Source organism: Streptomyces sp. NPDC057424 (assembly GCF_042803315.1).
Taxonomy (GTDB): domain Bacteria; phylum Actinomycetota; class Actinomycetes; order Streptomycetales; family Streptomycetaceae; genus Streptomyces.
This window is the reverse complement of sequence record NZ_JBHVCP010000124.1, coordinates 1-3,249: the sequence shown is the minus strand read 5'-3', so window position 1 is coordinate 3,249 and position 3,249 is coordinate 1. Positions and strand designations below refer to the sequence as shown.

General features: G+C 73.8%; 4 protein-coding genes. 2 read left to right on the top strand and 2 right to left on the bottom strand.

Features of this window, described 5'->3' with window-relative positions:
- Window positions 1-142 precede the first annotated feature (142 nt).
- Window positions 143-661, top strand: a complete 519-nt coding sequence (locus tag ACFU3E_RS38330; protein ID WP_384169427.1) for a DUF4240 domain-containing protein — start codon at window positions 143-145, stop codon at window positions 659-661.
- On the opposite strand, the gene ACFU3E_RS38325 is transcribed toward ACFU3E_RS38330, so the two are convergent.
- Both ACFU3E_RS38325 and ACFU3E_RS38320 read right to left on the bottom strand, forming a co-directional pair.
- Entirely contained in the window at window positions 662-850 is a 189-nt protein-coding gene (locus ACFU3E_RS38325) for a hypothetical protein (RefSeq protein ID WP_384169424.1), read from the bottom strand. It abuts the gene before it with no gap.
- Between the two features lie 113 nt (window positions 851-963).
- Window positions 964-1,740, bottom strand: a complete 777-nt coding sequence (locus ACFU3E_RS38320; RefSeq protein WP_384169421.1) for a peptidoglycan recognition protein — start codon at window positions 1,738-1,740, stop codon at window positions 964-966.
- 272 nt (window positions 1,741-2,012) lie between these two features.
- On the opposite strand from ACFU3E_RS38320, the gene ACFU3E_RS38315 reads away from it, so the two are divergent.
- Entirely contained in the window at window positions 2,013-3,197 is a 1,185-nt protein-coding gene (locus tag ACFU3E_RS38315) for a MarP family serine protease (protein ID WP_384169418.1), read from the top strand.
- The last annotated feature ends 52 nt before the right edge of the window (window positions 3,198-3,249 follow it).

The following is a 3,249-nucleotide window of genomic DNA, read 5'->3' as shown; positions in this document are numbered from 1 at the left end:
GGCGGCCACCCACCGATCAGCCGTGTGAACAACGCTTCAGGTCAATACACCTAGGGCCCTTCTGATGGGCCCAGGGCGGTGCATAACGATCCCGCGCACTCCGGGTGCGCCCCTGTGCCCCAGGGCCGATGCTTGACCCGTGATGGACGAGACGGAGTTCTGGGAGCTGGTGGACGACGCCCGGGAGGCCTCCGAGGGCGACCCGGAGGAGCAGGCCGACCTGCTCGTGGACCGGCTCGCCCAGCTGGACCCGGACTCCGTCCTGGACTTCGCCCGGCACTTCGAGTCCCGCTACAACCGCGCCTACCGCTGGGACCTGTGGGGTGCCGCCTGGGTGCTGCTCGACGGGGCGAGCGACGACGCCTTCGACTTCTTCCGGTGCTGGCTGATCGGCCAGGGCCGCGAGGTGTTCGAGGGCGCCGTGCACGACCCGGACGCGCTCGCCGACCTGCTGGACGACTTCGACGAGGAGATCGACGGCGACGGCGAGGAGCTCGGCTACGCGGCGGACGAGGCCTACGAGCAGCTCACCGGTGTGGTCGCCCCCGACCTGGAGGTCGCGCCGGCGCCCCCGGAACCGGAGGGGACCCCGCTCGACTTCGAGAACGAGGGACTGCTCGCCGAGCGCTACCCCCGGCTGTGGGAACGCTTCAGGGGCTGATCAGGCGGCCCGGCGGCGGCTCGGGTCGGACGGGATGTACGCGTGTGCCTGATCGGCCCGCAGCGTGTGGTGCATCGGAGCGGCGTTGGCCTGGTCGAGGGCGGAGGCGGTGACCGCGGCCGGGCCCAGGACGACGGTCACGACCGCGCACAGCACCGCCCAGGGGCCGCGGGTGGCCCCCGCCCGCATCCCCGGGTGCCCCACGCCCACCGCGTGCCCCGGGGCCTTCCTGCGACCGTTGCTGCTCATGGTCCCCACCTCCGGTCGGCTGCCTGTGGGGACGACCGTAGGGTGCCGGGATCTCAGGACGCTGCGCGTTCGCTGTGGCCTTCCTGTGCACCGTCGGGCCGGTCCTGGAGCCGGGCCGCGAGCTGCCTGATCTCGGGCAGGCGGGCGTGCAGGGCGGCGCCGGGGCAGCTCGTCATGTAACCGTCGTTGTGGCCCGCGAGGGCGGGCAGCCGGGCGGTGGCGCCGGCCGCGTACCGGCTCAGGCCGTTGCTGGAGACCAGGCGGACGTCCGAGCGCGGGTCGGTGCCGGTCAGGCCCAGCTTCCAGGCGGACAGCGCGGCGATCGCGCGGATCATGGGCCGCGGGACGGGCACGCCCTCGGTGAAGGTGCCGAGGGCGGCGATGCCCGCGGTGCGATGGTTGAAGCCCTGGGTGTGGGCGCCGGTGACGGCGCGCTCCACACCCCCGGCCCGGCCCTCGTAGACGGTGCCGCAGCGGTCGACGACGAAGTTGTAGCCGATGTCGTCCCAGTCGCGGGTGCCGGTCTGGCCGGTGTAGAGGTCCCGGATGATGCGGGGGGCGTCGGCGCAGTCGTAGCCGTTGGGCGAGTCGGTGTGGTGGACGAAGACGGCGGCGACCCGGTCGTCGTAGCGCGGGCGGGGCTGCGCGCGGGCGGCGTCGCCCAGCCAGTGCGCTCTCGGCACGATGGGCGGGCGCGGGGCGGTGTAGGAGGTCGCACGCGAGCGGGGCGAGGCGCCGCGGGAGCCGGTCTCGGCGGCGTTCTCGACGCCGTGGGCGCACAGGACCAGCGCCACGCCGGCGGCGACGCCCGGCAGGCAGCCGAGCAGCACCCGGGCCGCGCGCGGCAGACCGGCTATGCCGGGTGTCCCGTTGGCGGAGCGCACACCCCGCCGTCTTCGGAAGACACGCATGCTCCCACTGTCGGCCGGATCCGGTCCGTCCGCGATGTGTGATGTGCCACCCGGTGGAACCATCGTCACGGTCCGCGACGTTTTCCCGGGTGCACGCCCGCGTGGCCGATTCCGATCATCCCGTGCGCGTGTGACTGATCACCGGGCCCTCCCCCCGCGTATTAAGGGGTTCCGAGAGAAAGGCGGCGTGCGTGGACCTGCTCGACATCCTGCTGTTGCTGGTCGTCCTGGCCTACGCGGCGTCCGGGTACCGGCGCGGGCTGGTGGCCGGCTGCGTGTCGCTGGCGGGCTTCGTGGGCGGCGCGGCCGTCGGTGTGTGGATCCTGCCGTGGGTCATGGACCTGGTGGAGCCGGGCACGACGCGGGCGACGGTGACGGCGGTGTTCACGGTGCTGCTCCCGGCGGCGGTCGGGCACGAGCTGGCGGGACGCCTCGCGCTGCGGCTGCGGCGGGAGCTGGACCGGGGGCCGCTCCGAGTGGCGGACGGGATCGGCGGGGCCGTGGCCAACGCGGTGGCCGTGCTGATCGTGGCGTGGGTGGCCGCGAGCGTCCTTGGCGCGTCCTCGTCGCCGCTGGTCACCTCGGCGATCCGGGACTCGCGGCTGCTCGGCGCCGTGCAGCGGACGATGCCTGACACCACGCCGGCCTGGTTCTCGGGGGCCACGTCCGCGCTGACGCAGGCGGGCTTCCCGCAGGTCTTCAACCCCTTCGAGAACGAGTCGACGGCCGAGGTCGCGAGGCCCACCGGCGACAGCGTCACGGCCGCCGCCACCGACGCCGCCAAGCGGAGCACGGTGAAGGTCGAGGGCGTCGCGGGCACGCAGGGCCGCGAGGGCAGCGGGTTCGTCTACGCGCGCGAGCACGTGATGACCAACGCCCACGTGGTGGCGGGCATCGACGAGCCGACCGTGCAGATCGGCGGGGTCGGGCGGACGTACGAGGCACGGGTGGTGCTCTTCGACCCGCAGAAGGACGTGGCCGTGCTGTACGTGCCGGGGCTCAGGGCGCCCGTGCTGCGGTTCGACGCCGACGCCCAGCGCGGTGACTCGGCGGTCGTCGCGGGCTACCCGCAGGACGGCGACCTGAACCTCCAGGCGGCGACGGTCGCGAACCGGGTGCGGGCGACGGGCCAGAACATCTACAACGACGGGACGGCCACCCGGGAGATCTACTCGATCCGCTCCACGGTCCGCCCCGGCAACTCCGGCGGCCCGCTGCTCACCACGGACGGCCGGGTGTTCGGCGTGGTCTTCGCCCGCTCCACCTCGGACGCCGAGACGGGCTACGTGCTCACGGCGGACGAGGTCGCCTCCGACGCGCGCAGAGCCGCGGGCGCTACGGCACCGGTGGACACGGGCGAGCTGGCGACGTCCTAGCGGTCCAGCGGTCCTTGCACGAGGAGCGACCTGATCGGTCGCTCCTCGTGCA

Excerpts from the sequence above, each read along its gene's own strand:
- ACFU3E_RS38330 (WP_384169427.1), top strand. The coding sequence starts at position 143 with ATGGACGAGACGGAGTTCTGGGAGCTGGTGGACGACGCCCGGGAGGCC.
- ACFU3E_RS38325 (WP_384169424.1), bottom strand. The coding sequence starts at position 850 with ATGCGGGCGGGGGCCACCCGCGGCCCCTGGGCGGTGCTGTGCGCGGTC.